Genomic DNA, 19,510 nt, shown 5'->3' with positions numbered 1-19,510 from the left:
GGATGTTATGAAAGTAATGAAGTGGGGGTAATTAGACTCGTGTTCTATCAAAGAATGCACATGAAAAAAGATTTTCAGGTTGACTGAAAAATTCGCCAGCAACCTGAGAATCTTACCTATTCAGTGATCACTCACAATGTTCATTTTTGTTTTTGTGAAGGGGTGGAGGGATCAACCATCCCTTTTCTTTGTTTAACTTAAGTACTTTAGCACCCATTTGGGCTTTTTGCATATGAAATTGGCCGAACATCATCGCCACATCTTCACGTATGCTTTGTCCCATGATTGTGCTGCATGCAACTAAGCCTGAAGCGATATTAGCGGATAGCCCTGCTGCAACGGCAGGATCCGGCATGCGGGCACCTGTCGGAATATCATCAAGGCAGGCATGCGGAGGCTCTGGCGGTGTTGGAGGCAATCCAATCCCATTTTCCTTCAGAAGTTTTTCAACTTGCTTGATTTCTTCTTGTCCACCCTCGATGCTGTCCTTCAGTAACTTTTTCAGATCATCATCTCCGGCATGGTTAAGCTGCATCTGATATCCTGCCACAGTGGCTTTAGCCGTCAACAAATAGTTCCACGTCCCAAATACTTCACCATAATGCAATGGTTCTTCTTGTGGATTTCCGCTTAAAATACCCATAATCATCCTCCTGATTGTCATTATTGTGCCGCCTTTCAAAGTGAATGTTTGAGCACAAAGTTTATTTTTTCACTAATCACATGGAAGTATGTATGTGCTTTTTTACATTTTTTGTATATGAAAAAGGCAAACCGTTTTCGTGCTTCGGAAATGTCCGTTCATCTCATAGCATAGGTGGGAAAAAGGGATTAAAAAACACTATGACTCCTATATCTTTACGATTCAACCATTGGTAAAATTAGACTATTATGGCCTATCACTAAACGATTTATAACTGAGTCAAGGGATTCACGCTTTACTGGAGGGTTGCCGAATGATTGATATAAAAACCGATTACATTTTTAAAACGATCACTTCTATTAACAAGGGTTGGTCGAGTGATAAGAAATACTATGTTGAAGCGGAGACTGGTGAAAGACTGTTGCTTCGGACAGCGGACCGTTCCGAATATGAGAGTAAGAAGAGTGAGTTTGAGGCGATGAAGCGGTTGGCCGAAACGGGCATACCGATGTCGAAGCCGTTGAAGTTCGGTATGAGTGACGATGGGAAAAGTGTTTATACGCTCTTTACCTGGTGTGAAGGAGAAGACGCTGCAGAGATGCTGCCTAAGTTGACCGATACAGAGCAATACGAGCTCGGCCTGAAGTCGGGTCGTTATCTCCGGGAAATCCACTGTATTCCTGCGCCTGTTGATCAAGAGAAATGGGAAACGAAGTTCAATCGCAAAGCGGACAGCAAGATCAAGCAGTACTATGATTGTCCGGTGAAAATAAAAGGCGGCGACAGAATCATTGAATACATAGAGTCGAACAGACATCTCCTGCGAGGGCGGCCCCAATCGTTTCATCACGGTGATTATCACGTGGGGAATATGGTCATATCGCGAGAAGCGGAACTTTCCATCATCGATTTCAACCGGCATGACTTCGGTGATCCGTGGGAAGAGTTCAACCGCATCGTGTGGAGTGCTTCGGTCAGTCCTCATTTTGCTACAGGACAGCTCAACGGCTATTTCAACGGCCGGCCGCCTGAGGAGTTCTTCAGGCTCATGCTCTTTTACATAAGCAGCAATATGCTGTCGTCCGTTCCATGGGCCATGGCGTTCGGGGAAGAGGAGGTAGAGGTCATGAAGAAGCAGGCTACGGAAGTTCTTGCCTGGTTTGACGGCATGAACAATCCAGTGCCCACGTGGTATGTGGAAGACTTTTATATTCAGTACATCGATCAAATCCCATACAAATTAAAGTCTCCTTTCGACTTCTCTTTCATCGAGGGATATGGGGAGGTCTTCAAGGTGTATGATGATCAGGACTCCGGCAATATTTGCTTTGGGATAAAGGACGACGACCAGAAAATTTTCATGAAATTCGCAGGGGCCCCTACAGCGCGATTTACAGGGAAACCGGAAGATGCGGTCGCAGAGTTGAAGGCTAGTGTAAAGGTTTATGAAGATTTGGCACATCCCCATTTAGTCAAGTTGCTTCGTGCGGAAGAAATCGGCGGTGGATTTGCCTCCATATTTGAATGGACAGATGGGGAGTGCATGGGAAGAATGTATCCCTTATCCAGGGAGAAATTTATGAAGATGCCGGACAGCACAAAGATGGACGTATTTCATGACATCCTCGATTTTCACATTCATGTGATAGAACAGGGGTATGTAGCAATCGATTTCTATGACGGGAGTATTCTGTATGACTTTCAAAAAGGAAAGACCCTGATTTGCGATATCGACCTTTATTCCAAACGTCCCTATACCAATACAGTGGGCAGGATGTGGGGATCCTCCAGATTCATGTCGCCGGAGGAATTCGAACAAGGGGCAGAAATCGATGAAATCACGAATGTGTATCTGATCGGAGCCACCGCCTTTGCGTTGTTTGGCGGGGAGAAAGACCGGTCCATCGATAAATGGCGACTGAGTGAGAAGTTATATAGAATGGCATTGAAAGCAGTGAGCGAGGATCGTGAGAAGCGTCAGCAGTCGCTTGAGGAGTTTAAGGGTGAGTGGGACTGGGGGACAGGTACGTTGTCCCAGTCTTTGAAATGATCTAGAGACAAGGTACCTGTCCCCTTGTGGCTTGGTATGAATCCTTAGAAAAGTATATTAGGGCTGATCCCGGTACGTTAATGGGTTAACGTACCGGGATCAACCCTTTTTTGTATCTTTTTATTTAATAATCTTTTCCCCATCAATAAAAACTTCCCACCCTGTACACACATTGTTAATAGTTTCGTAATATTTTCCCTCTAAGATGAAATCAACAGCAAAGATCAACCGAGCAAAATAAATAGAGGAGGAAACAAAATGCTAGAACATAACAATCAAAATGAAGAAATGAAGAATATAGAGTCGGAAAATATGGAAGACGTGAAGAAAGAAGAAATGCAACGAAGCCCGAAGCCGAAGAAGCCTTTTAAAGGACGTGGGTTTCTAAACACTGTAGGTGCCGGGATCATCGGTTCGGTCCTGACATTGACGGTATTGCCTCAAACCGATTATTATCAGAACCTGGCTCAGCCCGGCATCGAACAATCGGCAGGGGACAACGGCGAGGTGGAGACTTCGGGGGATTCAGGAATCAACCCTACGACGGTTTCAACGGGTAGCGGCGATGTAGCGAATATTGTGGAAGATGCCTCTGAATCGATTGTCGGAATTGTCAATTATCAGCAGCAGAATGGCATGGGTGCATCTCAAGAAGCTCAAGCAGGGACAGGTTCAGGGGTTCTCTTCAAGAAAGAGGGCGAGAGTGCTTATATCATCACCAACAATCATGTCATTGAAGGTGCCTCTAAGATTGAAGTGTCCCTCTATGATGGTGAAAAGACCGAGGCGGAGCTGATCGGAGCCGATCCACTGACGGATCTTGCCGTATTGAAGATCGATGGTAAGTATGCAGACAACCTGTTGGAAGTGGGAGATTCCAGTGCGTTGCGCGCCGGTGAACAGGTGATCGCGATCGGGAATCCACTGGGCCTCGATTTATCAAGGACGGTTACACAAGGAATTGTCAGTGCCGTTGATCGAACCATTCCAGTGCAGACTTCTGCAGGTGAATCTGAATTGAATGTCATCCAAACCGACGCGGCCATCAATCCTGGAAACAGCGGAGGTGCGCTGCTGAATTCAAAAGGTGAATTGATCGGGATCAACAGTGCGAAGATCTCGAACTCCGGTGTAGAAGGGCTTGGGTTTGCCATTCCAAGTAAGGATTTTCTGCCGGTCGTAAGTGAAATCATCGAAACGGGGAAAGTGGAGCGGCCGTATATCGGAATCGGAATGACGAATCTTGCCGATGTTCCCCGTCATTATCTGCCGGATCTGCCTAATGAAGTCGAAGCAGGTGTAGTCGTCGCGAGTGTTGATGAAACATCAGCGGCAGCAAAAGCCGGTGTCAAAGAGGGCGATGTCATTACGGCGCTGAATGGAAAAGCAGTAGCGGATGTGGCCGACTTGAGAAGGCAGTTGTACGGTGACCTGAAAGTTGGGGATAAGATCGACCTGACCATCTTCCGGGACGGTGAAGAAATGACGGTCAGTCTGACTCTTACTAGTAATGCAATGATGAATGGGTAAAGTTGTGGTCTGGATGGTGCCTGGTACAGAGTGAGTGGAATGTACCAGGTACAAACCGAGTGAAGTGTACCTGGTACAAATCGAGTGAAATGTACCAGGCACAATCCAAGTCAAATGTACCAGGTACAAATCGACCAAACTGTACCTGGCACCAAAAGAAACTACCGAACAGTATACAAATAATAGAAAATAAAGGAGTACGGGTGAGTGGATAAAAAGAAACGTTCGATCACATTATGGAGTGTCATAGGGGGCATTGTCGTCGTCGGCACGATGCTTGTGATGTTTGGCTTTTCGAAGGATGAAGTGGTGGCAAAGGTGGGGGACAAGTCGATCAGTAAAGAGGACTTGTATACGACGCTTGTGGACCAGTATGGGGATGCCGCCCTGGATACACTGATTGCCGAGAAGATAGTGGAGCTTGAGAGTGACAAGAAGGATCTCACAGTCAAGGACAGTGAGATCGAGGAGGAACTGGAGTCAATTAAAGAGTCCTATGGGGGCGAAGAGGCATTCAATGAGGCATTGACTTCAAGCGGAGCGAGCCTTGATAGTGTCAAAAAGAATGTCGAATCGTTTTTGTTAACGGAAAAGTTGCTGAAGGACAGAGTCTCGATTTCGGACGATCAGATAACGGAATATTTTGAAGCGAATAAAGACTCGTTTGCTCAAGAAGAACAGGTACAGGCAAGCCATATTCTTGTTGATGATGAGAAAACAGCCAAGGAAGTGAAGGACAAGCTTGATGACGGAGGGGATTTCGCGGAGCTTGCAAAAGAATACTCCACTGATACGTCCAATGCCGAGTCAGGCGGAGAGCTAGGTTTTTTTGCAAAAGGTGAAATGGTGACGGAATTTGATGATAAGGCGTTTGCCATGAAAAAGGGTGAAATCAGTGAACCGGTGAAGACGGAATTTGGCTATCATATCATCAAGGTGACGGATAAAAAAGACGCGAAAGAAGCGGTCCTTGATAATCATAAAGAGGAAATAAAGGATATTCTGTTTGATCAGGCACTTCAAACGGAGTATGGGACATGGCTTGAGGAACAAAAAGAGAAGTACCAAATCGAAAATTTATTGAAAAGTTAATGAACCGGCAACTATTTGTTCATACATTGGTCATAACTTCTGGAGAAGATGACAGGGCAGGGGATTGAATCCTGATCTCATCGTGTGCTACATAGATGGGTTCGATCCCTGCAAAACCAATAAAGGAGGAAATGAATATGAAAAAGAAAACACTGACGTATGTACTGACAGGTGCCTTATCTGTCGGGATCCTCGGGGCTATTCCAGCCTTTGCTGCTGAGGAGGACAGTGCGAAGACAAACGACTCGGCGGTTGTTAGCGGAAAGTCGGAGCCGGAATTTGGCGGACATCGTGGCGGTGGGCATGGAAAGTTCCATCTGAATGAGGAACAGGTGAAGGAAAAAGCAGAAGAACTTGGGATCGACAGCACCGATAAGGATTCACGGGAACTCGCGAAAGAGATCATGGATGCTGAACTCGAAAAAAGAGCAAAAGATTTGGGTATTGAAACAGAAGGAAAGGATCACCGTGCGCTCATGGATGAAATCCGTCAGGCGGAACTGAACAAAAAAGCGAAAGAGCTGGGGATTGCCACTGATGGAAAAGACCAGGAAGAGCTCTCTCAAGAGGTAAGGGAAGCTTTACTTAAACAGAAAGCGAAAGAACTTGGAGTGGAAACCGAGGGCAAGGAACTGGATGAACTTGCAGATGAAGTAAGGGAAGCAGCACTTCTGAAGCAGGCAAAAGACCTTGGAATTGAGTCAGAAGGAAAGGAGCACCATGAATTGAAACAAGAGATATTCGAAGCTTCCATTTTAAAAGCTGCCAAAGAACTGGGCATTGAAACAGATGGCAAAACGTCGAAGGAACTGATGGAAGAAATCATGACCAATCATGCCGACGAAGCGAAGAAACTGGATTTCTTCCCTTTTAATAAAGAAGAAGGCTTCTTTTTCCTAAAGGGCGGTAAAGGCCATCATGGTGGCCCAGGCCATGGAAAAGGACCTCATGAATCTGTGCCTGAGGGCGAACAGAGTGAGGAACCGGCAGCCGAATCTCCAAATGACACATTATAAGGATTGGGATCCCCGCCAAGTGAGCGGGGGTTTTTCGTTAGGAGGAAACAATAGAATGAATCAGTCAAAACGGCTATACTTTAGATAGGGAGCCATGGGGACAGGTACCTTGGCACAGTATTGGATAGGAGCCACGGTACCTGTCCCCATGGTTCTAAATAGAAAAAAGTCGGGAAAGGAGCGATGTTGATGAACGTGCTGGTAGTAGAAGACAATAAGAGCGTCACGTCGATGCTTGAGATGTTTTTTATAAAAGAAGGGATTCAAGGAGAATTTGTCCACGACGGGGCTGATGGGTACCGGCGTTATAAAGAAGGAGATTGGGATCTTGTCATCCTGGACTGGATGCTGCCGGGGATGGACGGCGTCACCATATGCAGGAAAATCAGGGAGGAAGGGTCCCAGGTCCCGGTCATCATGCTGACGGCGAAAGACAGTGAATCGGATCAGGTGCTCGGGCTCGAACTCGGTGCCGACGATTATGTGACCAAGCCCTTCTCGCCCCTTGCCCTGATGGCAAGGATACGGGCTGTTACGCGGCGATATCAAGGGGAGAAAAACAGTGGGTCAGGAACTCAGGATGTCTCGACGGCAGACTTCCAAATCAGTAAAGAAACACGTGAAGTCCTTCTGAAAGGCGTTCCCCTTACGAACCTGACACCGAAAGAATTTGAATTGCTCTATTACCTATCACGGCATCCGCGTCAAGTGTTCTCGAGGGAGCAGCTACTCGAACGCGTATGGGGGTATGATTTCTACGGGGACGAAAGGACGGTCGATGTCCATATCAAGCGGCTCCGCAACAAAATCGGCAGCAAGGAAAAGCCGTACCTGCATACGGTCTGGGGAGTAGGGTATAAATTCGACGAGACGGCGGCCGGGGATGAAATTTAGATATCTTTATCAGCTGCTTCTCAGCCATACAAGCGTACTCATCATCGCCTTCATGATCCTTGGCCTCCTGTTTTCCCAATATGTCGAAAATCTTGTCTACGAAAATAAGGTCACGGAACTCAGGTCGTATGGGGAAAAAATTTTATCAGACCTTGAAAGACCAAGCCCGAGAAGACCTCTGTATCTTGAGGAATACAGCAACTTGCTCCATGCCCGGAACATCGATGTGATCACGTTCAATCGCCAAGGGGAGGTATCCTTCTCAAGGGGAGGGGTGTACCCGCGGATAGAGCTCTCCAAAGAAGAGTGGCAAAAAATCGAACGAGGTGAAACCGTCCCCCTGAAGAAAGATTTCGGCCGGTTTGACCAGGCTGTATCCCTCGTCATCATGCCCCGGATCATCAATGATCAGCTGGCTGGCGGACTGATTTTGATTTCCCCAATCAGCGGCTCGAGGGAAATGCTGAGTGAGATTAATAAATATCTTCTATATATCGTGCTCCTGTCACTGGCGATTTCTCTCTTGATCAGCTTGTTCTTATCAAAGCTCCATGTGAAAAGGATTCAGAGGATCAGGGATGCCACTTCCCGTGTGTCATCCGGTCATTACGATGTTCGCGTCCCAAGCTCCAACTTCGATGAAATCGGCGATCTTGCCGAAGACTTTAATGAAATGGTCACGAAACTCCAGGCATCCAAAGAGGAAATCGACAGCCTGGAGAACCGTAGACGGCAGTTCATGGCGGATGTGTCACACGAACTGAGAACACCGCTGACTACGATTCGAGGTGTCATCGAGGGGATTCGAAACGATATGATCCCCGAAGAACAGAAAGAAAAAAGCTTCGGTCTCGTCAGCGAGGAAACGAGGCGCCTGATCAGACTGGTGAACGAAAACCTGGACTACGAAAAAATCCGCTCCAACCAGGTAGCCATCACGAAAGTAACCTTACCTTTACTGGATATCTTTGAAGTCATCAAGGAACAGCTCGACTTGCAGGCTGAAGAAAAAGGAAACGAGATCAGGGTGGTTGCAGATTCCGGTGCCACAGTACATGCGGACTATGACAGGCTCATACAAATTCTGATCAACATCACGAAAAACAGCATTCAATTCACCTCTGGAGGAACAATCACGTTAAGGGGTTCTTCTACCAATACTGAATCCGTCATCGAAATCGAAGACAGCGGAATCGGCATGGACCCCGAAGAAATCAAATCAATTTGGCGCAGGTTTTATAAAGCGGACCTGTCCCGGACGAATAATCCATACGGTGAATTCGGCATCGGACTCTCGATCGTGAAGCAATTGGTGCTCATGCATGAGGGGACGATTGATGTGTTCAGTGAGAAAGGGAAGGGTACGAAGTTTGTGATTCGGCTGCCTCTTTGAAAGGGTCCAAGGGGACAGGTACCTTGGACCGATCTTGGATAGGAGCCGCGGTACCTGTCCCTTTGGCCTTAAAAAACCCGCATGGATTCCAACAATCCATGCGGGTTTCATATGTTTTAAAATTAGTTCAGTTCTTCAAGGAATGCTTTTTTAAACACATCCAGAAGATATTCCAGTGTGATTGGATCACTATACGTGATCGCTTTCGTATCTAATTCTATGACTCTATTGTTTTGAACGGCAGGGATGTTTTTCCATGTCTGTGTTTCCAGGAATGAACCGTCACCGTCCTGGTTTTTACTTAGGACGATATAATCTCCCGCGAACTCTGGAAGGACTTCTGTGCTCAGTGCAAAGTAGCCTGGTTCTAATGCATTTTCTTTCACTTTATCAGGCATTTCGAGTTTCATGGTTTGATATAATAATTCGGTGCCCCGAGCCCAGTTGTTTCCAAATACATAAGCCGACTTCGTATCGTATTCAAAGACCGATACAGTGGCATCCTCACCGATCTTTTCTTTGATCTCTTTCCCGGCTTCTTCTGCACGGGTAGTGAACTCCTCCACCCAATCTTTGGCTTCCTGCTCTTTATTGAGGAGCTTACCGATTTCGATTTGCTGTTCCAAGTAGTCCAGTTTCCCCCACGTGTAGGCCACCGTAGGAGCGATTTCACTCATCTTATCAATATTTTTCGAATGGGATCCAACGATGATCAGGTCTGGCTCAAGCTCAACGATTTTCTCGATGTTTTCCTCTGATACTACTTCAATTCCCTCCAGCTTCTCTTGAAACAGGGGATTCATATTCGTCCATTCATCGACTCCGACAATTTCACCTTCCAAGGCAAGCACGTTTGGAGCGTTGGAAAGCGCCACAATGCGGGTAGGATTCGCAGGTACCTCAACAGGACCGGTTTCAGATTGATATGTAATGGTTTCTGATGCTGCTTTCTGATTAGTCTTTGCTTCCTTTTGTTCAGTCTTTGCCGTTTCGGTGCTGCCACAAGCCTGAAGGATGAAGATGGCGATGAGGAGAAATGGGATGAGTATTTTTTTCAATTTGTTTTCCTTCTTTCTAATTAATAGTGATAATCATTCTCATTGTAGTTCTAAATATACAGAGAATGATTATCATTGTCAATATAATTTGACAGTGATTCTAAAGTTTGGATTTGGATGATGGGTTTAATGGAGAGGGCTTTTTAAAAGAATCGTTAGCGGTCTGATTTATCGTTACATCTGGTTTAACGTGGAGCCCTTTGATATCATTACAAAATATGGATAGTTTTTCTATGTTAAGGCGGTGAAATAAATTGATTGATCAAATAAAAAAACTAGTGGAGCATTCAACGGAGGACGAAGTAAAATCCCTGCTATTCCACATGCTGTTACGAATCAATATGGCGCAAGAAACAGAGCAAGACCAGCTGGTAATAGATCTTAAGAACACCTATCAGAATTTTGTGGAGTATAAAAGAAGTCAGGCTGTGACGGAAAAGACCTATGAAGCCGTCCATATCTTGTTTGGAGATTCTGCATCCGGCAGTTTGAAAATGACCTTAAAAGAAAGGGATGTGGGAGACGCTAAGGTGCTCGCTTTTTCGGATGTGTTCTCCATCGGTCCCATATGGAAACTGCATGAAGAACGGGGGATTCATCACCGGTATGAATGGCTCGAAAATCATATTCTTTTTGAAGGTGATGAACTAGCGGAATGCCATGAAAGGTTCAATGAAACGATTTCGGAGATTGAGGCGATTCCTGACCATATCCCCATTACAATTTGGGGCGGGGGAAATGCTCACGAACAAACGGCCCTGCGATATGTTCTATATCTATTAAAAGGGAAGCAAAACGTTCTGTATATCATGAATACAACTCATTCTCATACCTTGCACACTGGAGAACTTTCACCAGAAAAAATGGGTATGATGTATGAACATGTTTCTGCTCCATTGAATAAAGAACAAAGAATAGCTTACGAAGAGGAGTGGCAAGAGCTGTCTGCCACACAGGAAGTCTTGAGAATCTGGGAGAATGGCGAAATAAAAAGAGTCCGGGAAGATTATTTTGATGAGTACATCATCCATACAGCGGAAAAACTGCATAAAGAGTTGGAGAATCATGGGTTCATGAAATCAGCTCGACTTATAGGTGAAGTGCTGGGACATGTGGAACAATATATCGATGACGGATATTTTGAGTATCGAGTAAGGTATTTAATCATGAATGGCGTATTTGAGATCAAAGGGGTCCCAAAAGCGATGAGGTTTTATAGTGTGAAACGTAAATAAAATGGGCGGTCTTTCACGCCCATAACTAATCCTGCAGTTTCTTATCCAGCTTGTCAGAAATGCTTTTCAGGATCCGGTTCTTCTCTTGCTGGATCTTCAGGAATTTCATCAAGAACCAGATGATGAATATAATGGGGGCCAGGTAAAATATAACGGTCAATAGCGGGAAAATGCTAAACAGAACATCATTGGACATGGATTGGTCTCCTCTCGATTATTGGATAATTATAACATATGTACGGGTGAATGATTCTTTAATTTAAACAAGGAGGAGAAAGGTTGAGTCCAACGGAAATAACTCATTTGGAAAATGAAAAGGGTGACGAATTATTTTAGAGACTATCTTTGGAATCATCATTGTATTGTTTATATTGGGGTTATGTTTTGTAATCATATTTTGGAGTTTACTATCTTTATATAAAGGTTTAAACAAGTCGAATAATAATGAAATTGAATATTTAAAACAGCGGGTGGAGGTTCTTGAAAGGGAAATCTATCACAAATAAGAAGGGCAGTTCCCATTCTCTGATGAAGCAGATATCTAAAAGTAGAGGTTTCTAATGATATGGTTATTATCATTACCACTATTATTTTAGTAGCAAGTATTGCAATCTATTACGAGAGAAAGTCTGGAATGACGCCGCCGGATTTATCTGAACATGCTATGAAAATAGATGAAGTAGATAAAATCTCCAAAATGAACAAAAACTCCGGTTCTTCAAATTAAAAATACAAATAAAAATGGTCAGCAGCTAAAAGCCCTGACCATTTTCCAATTAACCTTCTATACTTGCTTGAGGTTTCGCTTCTCCACCAGCACTAGGTTTTAAAGCAGTGGCCAGTATCACAAGCATACTCCCAAACCCAATCCACACAAGCGTCGACACAGATGAACTCCACGTCAATCCTTTTCCGAAGAAGAACAATTCACGTAAACCTTCTACCATGAATCGCATTGGCAGCCATGAATAAAACCAATCGCGATAAAACGACGACATCATTTCAGGAGCCATGGCAAGCAGTGGTGCCCCGAAGAATAGCATTAAAACAAATAGGGGCATGCCTTTAAGTCCGATTAGTGAAAGAATGCTTGAGATCATGAGATAAAAGCTGAATGACGTCAGACTCAGGAACAAGGCGGTATCGGTCATATCCGGGATAGTGAATCCGATCAGCCCCTCAGCCATCCAGGTTAAGCCAAATCCGACGACTAGGGCGACTATCGCACCGATCAGGATTTGGAGGAACATTGCTGAAAGCTTTTCTTTTCGATTGGAGGTGGATAATTTGCTGACAGCGATATAGATGATTGCTGCACTTGCCATGCTTGCCATCCAGAGAGGCTGGAATAGTGACACAGGAGCGTTCCCATTTGCGCTATTCGTCCCGATTTCATTCACGTTGGTCACGTTTTTCGTCATCGGGTTGACCAGGCTTGAGACTTGTTTTGGCGACAAGGTGACACCTTGCTTCTCAAATTCATCAAGGAGCTGGGCGCGAACACTGTTGTTCATATTGTCGACGATTCCATTCACCATTTGTCCTGCAGCAGTTGCAGCCATCGTATTCATCCCTTGATTAATGTAAATCTCCACTTCAGGGGAAGTTGGTTCCGATGTTCGTAAAGAAGCCTGCTTCGCACTAAAATCTTCCGGAATGACGAGTGCTGCGTAATACTCTTGGTTATCTAACCCTTTTTGTACAGCTTCTGTGTTTTTTACTTCAATCCATTTCATTGCAGGGTCTTCATCCGTATTTGATTTTGACATCGTTTGGATCTTTTCAAGCAGTGTTTCGCCCATATTCAACTTTGGTTGATCCGGGATCTGTACACCTTGATCTTCATTCACAATCGCAATCGGCAAATTCTTAGGTTGGGGCTGAACCGATGGGAACAGAGTCAGGGAGAAAATAAAGATAATGGCCAATGCAATGAGGGGTGAGGCCAGCACCAGTTTGTTTTTGAAGATATTCATATGTTTGAACCTCCGTTTAGGAAAAATAAAAAAAGGGGTGAGTAATCACTCACAAATAATATTACTCCCTTTTTTCGGAAAGTCAATAAAAAAAGTGAGTGATCACTTTTTTTAATTGTGGGTCAGACCCTTTTCCTCATCCACCCGCCAATCGCCACACAATTAACATAAATCACCTAATCAACTACCCGGCCCTTCCTGTTATAGTTATAGTACAATGATGTTGAATGGAAGTAGACATGTCTATTAATCTAGCGATGGTAGGGGAAATCAATCATGACACTGAAAAAGATAAAGAGCATCCTGTTTATGCTGCTTGGCTCGATATCCCTGGTGTTCGGGATTGCCGGCACTGTGCTTCCGGTTCTGCCGGGTGGCCCGTTTTACTTATTTGCCGCGTTTTGCTTTGCTAAAAGCTCCAAGCGGATCGATCGTTGGTTTAAAAGCACAGTCATATATGATAAATATGTTCTCGCCCTCCTTCAAAAGAAGGGGATGACCAGGAAAGAGAAAATCAGGATCAACGTGACGGCTGATTTCTTTATTCTGCTCTCAGTAGTGTTCGTGGATATCTTGTTTGTTCGGATCATCTTAATCGGGCTAGCTTTATATAAGCATTATTATTTTATAAAAAAAATCGAAACGATATATCCGGAGTCGTATCAGGTGGAGAAAAGCCAGTGATCTATGGGATTACGGGCTTGTAGTGAACCAAGGAGTTATTGGAGACAATGCTGAAAAGATATCAATTAAAAAGCGATTTCAGAGGGTTCAAAAAAGGGGCCTACTTCTATTTGATTGCTGAATCGGAGTATATCGGCATCAAGGAATATGTTTTACGAACGATAGACTTATCCACGAGATTGATTATCTCAGAAAGGGAAATGGAGAAATATTTTATCCCTTTGAAATGACTAAAGACCCGTCAATGAGACGGGTCCTTTTTTTATGACAAGATAAAGAACATTCGACAACCTGGCATGATTATGGACGAAAGTGGCATGATAAATGGAATTCCCGCACGATTTTTCTAGAACCGGCATGATTCCTTCAATTCCGGCATGAATGTCCTCGAAACCGGCATGATTCATAAGCGAAGGTTCCATGATCAATCCCAAGACCGGCCTGAGCACACATGAAACATTAATTCCCCAGTTAAAACAGTAAAAATATCGATAAGATTGAGGGGATATGCAAAACTGTACCTGTGCTCCTTAAATGTTGCCAAGCCCCTTTAGTCTTTATATGAATAGGTGTTGCCCAACGCAAAAACATTTGAAATAATTCACATTAAGAAAACATAAAAAGTAAGGAGGGGGAAATCAAATGATGTCTTTCTTTATTTTCATCGGAATTCTAGTCCTTTACTTTGCAATTAGGATTTGGATCGGTTCCAGGAAGATGGAGTTTTATGGAGATAGCATCAAGAATACGTCCCGAAATGCCAGGGATGAAGCATACGAAAAGTCCGCACGGCATTCCCAACAAGCCATGAATTCGAATCACCATTCAGGTGGAGGTTCCAATGGTTGAGGGGAATGGGACATTTCATTTAAAAAGAATTATGATGATCGTTGTAAGCTTAATGGCAGTCCTTTCATTATTAGGCTGTGCGGGTGATGAAGTGGGAGGCATTGATAGTGAAAAAGCCGAAGCAATTGCCTTGGAAAAATTCGAAAAAGATGTAAAGGATCATAATGAAACAAGCTGGGAAAAAATCAGTATGGATGACATAGAACTCCTTTCTAATGAAACAAACTTCAGTAGTTCTTCAAAGGCATGGAAGATAACGTTTAACTATAAAGATGGGCTTTTGAGAGAAGATTCAGCAACCAACTCGATTGCTCAGTATAGTGTAAGTCCTGGGGGAGAAATCATTCAACAGTCAACTTCATTCCAATGATTGACGCAAGGGCCACTCATCACGAGAGGTTCTTGCGTTCTTTTTTTATAACCCCAACCCCCAAATGACTATTGGACCAAAAAAGATTCTTTCTTGCTGGCAAATGTAGAGAAAGGTCACTGAGACCGTATATCCATAGGGAAGAAGAGTGGAATAAAAACCCCAATTGTCCCATGTGTTAAACCATTATAGAATTCAACTAACATCACTAGATTGCGTGCGAATCACTTCTTGCGACTTACTTCATCTTCTATCAATCTACATCTCTACATCATCTCGAAAATCTACTACTTTTTCATTTATCGACATCATACATACCTTCGGGGAGACTAATCTTTTTTTTATACGGAATGAAAAGTGAATGCAGTTAGAAGCAGTTAACCCAATTGCCAAGAAGTGGCACGCTCCAACACAAACCAAAGTAATTCTAATCGAGAAAGGAAGGATGGAATTGAAACCATTCAATGCAGTCACAACGAGTTTCTTGGCAACCAGTTTACTGGTATCGGGCATTTCGCCTGCGTTTGCCGAAGGGAACTCAACGCCTGTGGACAAGCTGGAACAGTATTTGCAACATGCTACTCAGGAGGATCGCGAGCGGATTCATGAGGGGCAGATGCAAGCCGGTGAGAAATTTGTATCACCTGAGATCAATGTACATTCTGATGAAGAGATTGCTGTCATCGTTCAGTTTTCACAAGATCCTGCAGAGGTGGAAGTGAAGAAGAAGGAGCTTAAGGGAGAGAAGGTTTCTCTTCAGGCGGCTAAAGAGAAGGTACAGAAAGTCCATCATCAGTTTAAAGAAAAGATAACGAAGAAGCAGGCGAAAGCCAAAGGAAAGTCTTCGATTCAAATCGGGAAGGAATACCGTCAGGCTTTTAATGGGGTCGCGATGAAACTGCCGGCAAGTGAAGTGAAGGAGTTATTGAAATACGATGAAGTCAAAGCGGTTTATGTTGACGCGGAGATTAGGGTAGATCCCGTTCCTTTAAGCGAGGAGACTACAGGTTCTTCACCTGCAATGGATAGCCTGACACAGATTTCTGCACCGGCAGCCCACGCTGAAGGTTTTACCGGGGAAGGAATTAAAGTAGGGGTACTGGATACGGGGATTGATTACCATCATCCTGATTTGAAAGAAGCCTACAAAGGTGGATATGATCTAATCAACAATGATGACGACCCTATGGAAACGACGTATGAAGAGTGGCTGGATTCCGGTCTATTGGAGTACCATCCACTGGGTGGATCAACGTATTACACCTCTCATGGCACCCACGTAGCCGGAACGATTGCCGGTCGTGCCGAGAATAAGGAGGGGAATGGGGTCAAAGGAGTGGCTCCCGATGCAGATATTTATGCGTATAAGGTATTAGGTCCTTACGGCAGCGGGGCTATGTCAATAGTCATGGCTGGAATCGAGAAGGCCGTAAAAGATGGGATGGACGTCATCAATCTATCCCTTGGCGGTTCCTCCCTCAGTCCTTTGGATCCTACTTCGATTGCCATCGACAATGCCATGCTGTCAGGGACAGTCGCCGTTGTGGCAGCAGGAAACTCTGGCGATGACCAGTATACGTTGGGCGCACCTGGAACAGCGAGTCTCGGAATCACCGTAGGGGCAAGTGACTATTCTGTTACCGCTTCAAAAGCAGAAGGAGCTCTTGTAAATGGATCAGAAAGCATGGAACTTACCAGTATGCGTTTACTTGGAAAAGACTTTGGTTCCCTGGATGGACTCCTGGGCTCAGAAGCTGCTATCACGTACGTAGGGATAGGACGGAATGCTGATTACGAAGGAAAAGATGTAGAAGGCAAAGTCGTCTTGATCTCAAGAGGAACAAACGGTGTAAATGAAAAGATTTATATTGCCAAACAACATGGAGCGAAGGCAGCGCTTATTTTCAATAACAACCCGGAAGAAGGGCATATTCCGTATTATTTTGGGGAAGAAGTGAAATTCATTCCAGGATTCTCATTAACATATGAAGATGGACAAGCCATTCTGGAATCTTTAAAAGAAGACAGCACATTCTCCTTCAATCATTTTGAAGAGGTTCAGTCTGACGGGGACCACCTGGCCAGTTTCAGTTCACGCGGGCCGACAAGAATAACCCATGACATCAAACCGGAAATCGTTGCGCCGGGTGTCGGTGTGTATTCCTCTGTCCCAAGTTATATGCAGGGAAGCGAGTATATCGGTAATTATGATGTCGCGTATAAACGGGCTTCCGGAACGTCGATGGCAGCGCCACATGTAGCGGGTGCAGCAGCGGTCCTTCTTCAGGAAAATCCGGACTTAAAGCCGGAAGATGTGAAAACAGCCCTGATGAATACAGCGGATGAAGTGAAGGGGGATACGAGCGTATTTGAACGGGGCGCCGGGCGGATTGATGTCTATGAAGCCATGCATGCAGATGTGGAAATCGAAGTGGAACATGAGATCCTGACGGCAGCTCCGGATTCAGAATCCCATGCGGAGGAAACACACCTTCATGAAAGTCATTTGGTGGATCAGATTATTGAGCATAGTGGTGATCTGAGCTTTGGAGGGATAAGTAAAACAGGGGAGAATCTATCTGAACGTCTATCCGTAACCCTTCATAATAACAGTGATGAGCAGAAAAAGTTTGCCATCTCGTTTGAAGAAAATCAGATCGATGGCAACCAAAGCATGAAAGAAAATGGAGTCAGCCTGTCGTTTCCTAAATCCGCAAATGTGAAAGCCGGAAAAGACAAGGATCAAAATGTATTCCTGAACATCCCGAAGACGGCTAAGCCGGGATTTTATGAAGGGATGGTAACGTTCACGAATAAAGAGAACCCAGATGAGGTGTACCAGCTGCCGGTAGGGTTCCGCCTGTTGGAAACAGGAATCAAAGAAGTGACGGCCCATTTTACTTCTTTCACTACTCGACGTGATTTCAATAATGGTTATATGGGATATTCACCGATTTCGTTTTCTCTGAATAACGGAATGGAAAAGGTGGATATTGTCCTGAAGGATGCCGATACAGGCAAAGGTCTTGGGGTGATCGATTCGTTCCCGTTTTATTTACCGGAAGACTATCTCTTTGGACTTGAATTTGGATTCGTAGGCCTGTACTATCCGTTCACAGGAAATGCCGAAAATCCGGTAGCCTATTCGAAAACCATGGCTCCTCCAGGAAATTATAAGGTTGAAATCGTCGCGACGGATTCAAATGGTAAGACATACAGAAAATCCGACAATCTGTTTATTGAAAACACACTACCGGAAGTAGATATGAAACAAAAAGGCGGAGTGTACGAAGTAACGGATGAAGGTCTTGTGATAAATGGGAATATCTATAATAACCAGATCGACAAGATGAAAGAATATGGAGAAACCTTTGATCAGTCCACGAACACGGTCAATGTCCTGTCTTCAAGTCCGTACAAAATGACACCTGTGAATGTGGACGGGGAAGGTGACTTTGAAGCCTCATTGCAACTGCCAGAAGGGAAAGAAACAGGGAAATTCACCCTGAACTACTATGACCAGGCCGTCAATGGGATGAAGGATCATCCGGATCAGACGTATGATCTCATTAGGGAAGGGACTCCATATGCTAAATTAAGTTCTACCAAGAGTGATGCGAAATACGGAGAATCACTGAGCTTGAACCTTTCCTCTCACCACACTTCCATTCATGGAGCTACCTATGATGTCCGTTATGACAACTCTGTATACGAAGAGTTTGACGTAACCATCAGTGAGGAGCTTCGAGCATTCGCAGATGAGCAGGGAGTAGAGATTGTAACAGAAGCAAAAGATTCCGTTGTGTCGGGAACGAGAACGACCATCCCGGTGACTTTGACGGTAAACGGAGAACTGAATGAAGACATACCAAACGGGATGAACCTGCTGGACATTCATGTGAAGGTCAAACAAACACCGGATTTATATAAAAAATGGATCTACCCGATTGAATTAACAAAATCCGAAGTTACCTCTTCAACTGGCGAAACCAGTGTCATTCAATCGTTTGGCAAGGGAATCAATATCCTTCCGACTCATTCTCAACTTGAAGGAGGGTTTTTACCAGATGGATTTACCGATGGCGTATGGCTCAGACCTGGCTTGGATATGTCTTCAGTAGGAGCCAAGGTGAGCTTGACCGATCAGTCGGGGAATGTTCGTGATGGCAGCATCAATCCAAGGGCTAGATATACCTTTAATGAACTCCCGGTTACGCATGAGGAATATGATATCAAGATTACCCTCCCTGGGCACTTTGCGCGTCATGCAACCATCAGCCACTTGGGAGACGAATTCAACGGAGAGCCGACTGGAAGAATGACCTATATCTTCTACGCAGAAATCCAAGCGGGGGATGTCACCCAAGATGATGTCATCGATATTATGGATGCCATCGAAATCCAGGAGCATTATGGAACCGATCACCGCGAGGCAGATATCAATTATGATGGCACCGTGGACAAGACCGACTTGCAGTATATCATCGACAACTACCTGGTGCAGAATCCGGATGTTGCGAATCCTCCTGCAGGCAAGACAGAATATAACGGAAAAACATTAGATGATATCGTGTCAGAATTGAATTGAGATACGCTAAACGTTTCTCAAATTAGTTTTCAAGAATGAAAAGGAGGCTGTCGATAAAAGATTGACAGCCTCTTTTTTCATTCATTTTCAATCCCCCTTTATAACTGGGGAAGCGAGCAAGTATCAAGAATA

General features: G+C 44.5%; 17 protein-coding genes. 12 read left to right on the top strand and 5 right to left on the bottom strand.

What is annotated here, in order from left to right; all coding sequences use genetic code 11:
* Positions 1-127: 127 nt before the first annotated feature.
* A complete protein-coding gene (locus RSX31_RS11210; RefSeq protein ID WP_148967771.1) occupies positions 128-643 on the bottom strand; it encodes a DUF3231 family protein in 516 nt (171 codons plus the stop codon).
* Positions 644-956: 313 nt separating this feature from the next.
* Between RSX31_RS11210 and RSX31_RS11205 the strand changes: the two genes are divergently transcribed.
* The 6 genes from RSX31_RS11205 (at position 957) to RSX31_RS11180 (ending at position 8,618) form a co-directional block, all read left to right on the top strand.
* Complete coding sequence (locus tag RSX31_RS11205) at positions 957-2,693, top strand: phosphotransferase (protein ID WP_315634565.1); 1,737 nt, start codon at positions 957-959, stop codon at positions 2,691-2,693.
* Positions 2,694-2,951: 258 nt separating this feature from the next.
* The gene (locus RSX31_RS11200) at positions 2,952-4,223 is read left to right on the top strand and encodes a S1C family serine protease (protein WP_315634564.1); all 1,272 of its coding nucleotides are present in this window, start codon (positions 2,952-2,954) and stop codon (positions 4,221-4,223) included.
* 207 nt (positions 4,224-4,430) lie between these two features.
* A complete protein-coding gene (locus RSX31_RS11195; protein ID WP_315634563.1) occupies positions 4,431-5,315 on the top strand; it encodes a peptidylprolyl isomerase in 885 nt (294 codons plus the stop codon).
* A 137-nt stretch (positions 5,316-5,452) separates the two neighbouring features.
* The gene (locus RSX31_RS11190) at positions 5,453-6,331 is read left to right on the top strand and encodes a hypothetical protein (protein ID WP_315634562.1); all 879 of its coding nucleotides are present in this window, start codon (positions 5,453-5,455) and stop codon (positions 6,329-6,331) included.
* 189 nt (positions 6,332-6,520) lie between these two features.
* Complete coding sequence (locus RSX31_RS11185; protein ID WP_282137272.1) at positions 6,521-7,225, top strand: response regulator transcription factor; 705 nt, start codon at positions 6,521-6,523, stop codon at positions 7,223-7,225.
* Positions 7,215-8,618 (top strand): sensor histidine kinase, encoded by a 1,404-nt coding sequence (locus tag RSX31_RS11180; RefSeq protein WP_315634561.1) that lies wholly within the window; start codon positions 7,215-7,217, stop codon positions 8,616-8,618. The genes RSX31_RS11185 and RSX31_RS11180 overlap by 11 nt, the downstream gene beginning before the upstream one ends.
* Positions 8,619-8,740: 122 nt before the next feature.
* Here the strand turns inward: RSX31_RS11180 and RSX31_RS11175 are convergent, their stop codons facing one another.
* A complete protein-coding gene (locus RSX31_RS11175; protein ID WP_315634560.1) occupies positions 8,741-9,676 on the bottom strand; it encodes an iron-hydroxamate ABC transporter substrate-binding protein in 936 nt (311 codons plus the stop codon).
* 254 nt (positions 9,677-9,930) lie between these two features.
* On the opposite strand from RSX31_RS11175, the gene RSX31_RS11170 reads away from it, so the two are divergent.
* On the top strand, positions 9,931-10,911 hold the full coding sequence (locus RSX31_RS11170; protein ID WP_315634559.1) for a DUF1835 domain-containing protein: 981 nt from the start codon (positions 9,931-9,933) through the stop codon (positions 10,909-10,911).
* Positions 10,912-10,936: 25 nt separating this feature from the next.
* On the opposite strand, the gene RSX31_RS11165 is transcribed toward RSX31_RS11170, so the two are convergent.
* Both RSX31_RS11165 and RSX31_RS11160 read right to left on the bottom strand, forming a co-directional pair.
* Positions 10,937-11,107 (bottom strand): hypothetical protein, encoded by a 171-nt coding sequence (locus RSX31_RS11165; protein WP_187443565.1) that lies wholly within the window; start codon positions 11,105-11,107, stop codon positions 10,937-10,939.
* A gap of 580 nt (positions 11,108-11,687) precedes the next feature.
* Positions 11,688-12,881 carry a YhgE/Pip domain-containing protein gene (locus tag RSX31_RS11160; RefSeq protein ID WP_315634939.1) on the bottom strand — a complete coding sequence of 398 codons (1,194 nt, stop codon included), beginning with the start codon at positions 12,879-12,881 and terminating at the stop codon, positions 11,688-11,690.
* 282 nt (positions 12,882-13,163) lie between these two features.
* Between RSX31_RS11160 and RSX31_RS11155 the strand changes: the two genes are divergently transcribed.
* Both RSX31_RS11155 and RSX31_RS11150 read left to right on the top strand, forming a co-directional pair.
* Positions 13,164-13,571 (top strand): YbaN family protein, encoded by a 408-nt coding sequence (locus RSX31_RS11155; protein WP_262371814.1) that lies wholly within the window; start codon positions 13,164-13,166, stop codon positions 13,569-13,571.
* 47 nt (positions 13,572-13,618) lie between these two features.
* Positions 13,619-13,801: a hypothetical protein gene (locus tag RSX31_RS11150; protein ID WP_315634558.1), complete on the top strand. Its 183-nt coding sequence runs from the start codon at positions 13,619-13,621 to the stop codon at positions 13,799-13,801.
* Here the strand turns inward: RSX31_RS11150 and RSX31_RS11145 are convergent, their stop codons facing one another.
* Positions 13,802-13,993 carry a hypothetical protein gene (locus RSX31_RS11145; protein WP_315634557.1) on the bottom strand — a complete coding sequence of 64 codons (192 nt, stop codon included), beginning with the start codon at positions 13,991-13,993 and terminating at the stop codon, positions 13,802-13,804. It lies immediately after the preceding gene.
* Between the two features lie 220 nt (positions 13,994-14,213).
* Between RSX31_RS11145 and RSX31_RS11140 the strand changes: the two genes are divergently transcribed.
* The 3 genes from RSX31_RS11140 (at position 14,214) to RSX31_RS11130 (ending at position 19,378) form a co-directional block, all read left to right on the top strand.
* Entirely contained in the window at positions 14,214-14,420 is a 207-nt protein-coding gene (locus tag RSX31_RS11140) for a hypothetical protein (RefSeq protein WP_315634556.1), read from the top strand.
* Positions 14,413-14,790, top strand: coding sequence for a hypothetical protein (locus tag RSX31_RS11135; protein WP_315634555.1), 378 nt, complete (start codon positions 14,413-14,415; stop codon positions 14,788-14,790). Before RSX31_RS11140 ends, RSX31_RS11135 begins: the two co-directional genes overlap by 8 nt.
* A 361-nt stretch (positions 14,791-15,151) precedes the next feature.
* Positions 15,152-19,378 carry a S8 family serine peptidase gene (locus RSX31_RS11130; protein ID WP_315634554.1) on the top strand — a complete coding sequence of 1,409 codons (4,227 nt, stop codon included), beginning with the start codon at positions 15,152-15,154 and terminating at the stop codon, positions 19,376-19,378.
* Positions 19,379-19,510: the final 132 nt, after the last annotated feature.

It is taken from the genome of Rossellomorea yichunensis, assembly GCF_032337515.1.
Classification (GTDB): Bacteria; Bacillota; Bacilli; order Bacillales; family Bacillaceae_B; genus Rossellomorea; species Rossellomorea yichunensis.
This window is presented reverse-complemented; position numbering and strand designations above follow the sequence as displayed.

Coding starts and splice junctions, on each gene's coding strand:
- RSX31_RS11140 (WP_315634556.1), top strand. CDS start 14,214: ATGATGTCTTTCTTTATTTTCATCGGAATTCTAGTCCTTTACTTTGCA.
- RSX31_RS11165 (WP_187443565.1), bottom strand. CDS start 11,107: ATGTCCAATGATGTTCTGTTTAGCATTTTCCCGCTATTGACCGTTATA.
- RSX31_RS11155 (WP_262371814.1), top strand. CDS start 13,164: ATGACACTGAAAAAGATAAAGAGCATCCTGTTTATGCTGCTTGGCTCG.
- RSX31_RS11190 (WP_315634562.1), top strand. CDS start 5,453: ATGAAAAAGAAAACACTGACGTATGTACTGACAGGTGCCTTATCTGTC.
- RSX31_RS11200 (WP_315634564.1), top strand. CDS start 2,952: ATGCTAGAACATAACAATCAAAATGAAGAAATGAAGAATATAGAGTCG.
- RSX31_RS11185 (WP_282137272.1), top strand. CDS start 6,521: ATGAACGTGCTGGTAGTAGAAGACAATAAGAGCGTCACGTCGATGCTT.
- RSX31_RS11130 (WP_315634554.1), top strand. CDS start 15,152: ATGCAGTTAGAAGCAGTTAACCCAATTGCCAAGAAGTGGCACGCTCCA.
- RSX31_RS11145 (WP_315634557.1), bottom strand. CDS start 13,993: ATGGAACCTTCGCTTATGAATCATGCCGGTTTCGAGGACATTCATGCC.
- RSX31_RS11205 (WP_315634565.1), top strand. CDS start 957: ATGATTGATATAAAAACCGATTACATTTTTAAAACGATCACTTCTATT.
- RSX31_RS11210 (WP_148967771.1), bottom strand. CDS start 643: ATGGGTATTTTAAGCGGAAATCCACAAGAAGAACCATTGCATTATGGT.
- RSX31_RS11180 (WP_315634561.1), top strand. CDS start 7,215: ATGAAATTTAGATATCTTTATCAGCTGCTTCTCAGCCATACAAGCGTA.
- RSX31_RS11135 (WP_315634555.1), top strand. CDS start 14,413: ATGGTTGAGGGGAATGGGACATTTCATTTAAAAAGAATTATGATGATC.
- RSX31_RS11150 (WP_315634558.1), top strand. CDS start 13,619: ATGCTGAAAAGATATCAATTAAAAAGCGATTTCAGAGGGTTCAAAAAA.